This window comes from Protofrankia sp. Cr1 (assembly GCF_963555865.1).
Classification (GTDB): Bacteria; Actinomycetota; Actinomycetes; order Frankiales; family Frankiaceae; genus Protofrankia.
The window spans coordinates 1-1683 of sequence record NZ_CAUVXO010000267.1 but is presented as its reverse complement, the minus strand read 5'-3'; the positions used below and the strand labels follow the sequence as shown (position 1 = coordinate 1683).

Below are 1683 nucleotides of genomic sequence, written 5' to 3'. Positions count from 1 at the left end.
TCCGGCGCCCCGGCAGCGTTCGCCGAGCCGTGGCTCGAAGCGTTCGAGGCGGCCGGCGCCGGATTCGCCGACGCGGCCCGGCAGGGCATCCTCGCCCGTGGGGCCCGGGCCATCTTGACCCATACGGTGATCTTCCACTGGAACCGCCTCGGCCTGTCCGCCGCCACCCAGGCGATCCTGGCCCGCGCCGCGGTCACCGCCTACCTCCCGCCCGAGTGACGATGGACGGCACCGCGCTCGCCGCCGCGCTGCGCTACTTCCCGCTGACCGGCAGACCAAGACCCCTGTGCCCGCCGCTGCCTGATCGGGTCCGCGAAATCAGCGACATCGCCCAGGCCGCGGCCAAGCCCGCTGCGGACATCCTCGCCGAAGCACCACACGCCCTGAACAAAGCCGCGCTGCTCGCCAGCGACTGCGGCCTCCCGGAGCTCTCCCGTAACCTGTGCTGGGTCCATATCAACATCTACCGTCAGCGCGGGCAACTCACGATCCCATTGGCCAGACAGATGCTTGAGCCCGTCCTCAACCTCGCGCGACTCGCCATCCGCGCGCAGGCACCCGACACGGCGGTTCGTCTCCTCGACGACATCCACCAGGCCGTCGCAGCTGGCGCGGACCTCGTCATCGACGGTCACACGCTGCCGCTGGCCAACCTGACCGGCACCAGGGACCAGTACCGCAAGCTCCGGGAATGGGTTTGGCTTCAGTACCTCAGCGATGGCATTCGCGCGCACACGCTTGTCGGGCGATGGCACGAGGCCGTGGCCCACGCCGAAGCCCTTCGCGGAATCGGCGCACACCTTCTGGAGGGACGACAGGCAGCAATCATCTCCCGCATCCTCAGTGGAGAACACCAGAAAGCGCGCCGTCTGGTCGACGACACGACCATCACCGAGCCCTGGGAACATCACATCGCCGCCTGCCTGACGCTCATGACAGCCGACGGCCCCTTAACGCGCGACCTCACCACCACGATTGCGCAAGAGTTCCTCCGGGAACAGCCCGTCAGCGGCTACGTCGTCTTTCGTGCCCGGCTCGGCCTTGCCGCAGCCAGCTTGACCAGCGATACCGACCCCGCGACCGCCGAAACACTAATCTCCGCGATCACCACAGAAGCCATCCGGCCTGGCGACGGATACGCGGCTCGCGAAATACTCCGGCACCCCTTCGTCCGCGAGAGTCGACACCATGGCGACCTCACGAGAGTCGTCGCGACGTGCGGTCTTGGCGCCGGAGCCCTGCCAACGGCCATGCTCGACTCACTCAACGAGTCAGTAGCAACAGCCAGGACCATGCTGGCCGCCCGCCTCTCGGTTCGATGCTGAACAAGATCGATAACTTGCAGGCTCAACATCGACAGCGCCGTCGCATTCGCCGGAACGCTTCTCAGGGGTCCATCCGACCGTCGCGGTGGGGTCAACGCCGATGCTGCCGCTTCGGTGACGGCTCGTGGTGCGACCCGAGCTAGTCGGCGGTCCGGTTCCGCCATGACGAGTGCGGCCAGCGAAGATAACGCGGCCCGGAGTGTCTGCTCATCCAAAGCTTCTCCGCAGCCTGGCTGATCAGCGTATTCGATCGCTCTGGGTCCAACGCGACGACCCGAAGGCGATTTATCGCGAGCTGATACCGGCGCAGGTCGGAGTCCCGTTCCAAGTACAGGCCGCTGTGGAGCTGGTCCATGTA

Annotated in this window: 2 protein-coding genes and 1 pseudogene; 2 read left to right on the top strand and 1 reads right to left on the bottom strand. The window is 66.8% G+C overall.

What is annotated here, in order from left to right; genetic code table 11:
• Positions 1-219, top strand: a pseudogene (locus U9980_RS18555) (lantibiotic dehydratase C-terminal domain-containing protein); the annotation flags it as partial.
• Positions 220-221: 2 nt separating this feature from the next.
• Entirely contained in the window at positions 222-1325 is a 1104-nt protein-coding gene (locus tag U9980_RS18550; protein ID WP_322769071.1) for a hypothetical protein, read from the top strand.
• 139 nt (positions 1326-1464) lie between these two features.
• Here U9980_RS18550 and U9980_RS18545 read toward each other — a convergent pair.
• A partial coding sequence (locus U9980_RS18545; protein ID WP_322769070.1) for a Scr1 family TA system antitoxin-like transcriptional regulator occupies positions 1465-1683 on the bottom strand: 219 nt, incomplete at its 5' end.

Coding starts and splice junctions, on each gene's coding strand:
- U9980_RS18550 (WP_322769071.1), top strand. CDS start 222: ATGGACGGCACCGCGCTCGCCGCCGCGCTGCGCTACTTCCCGCTGACC.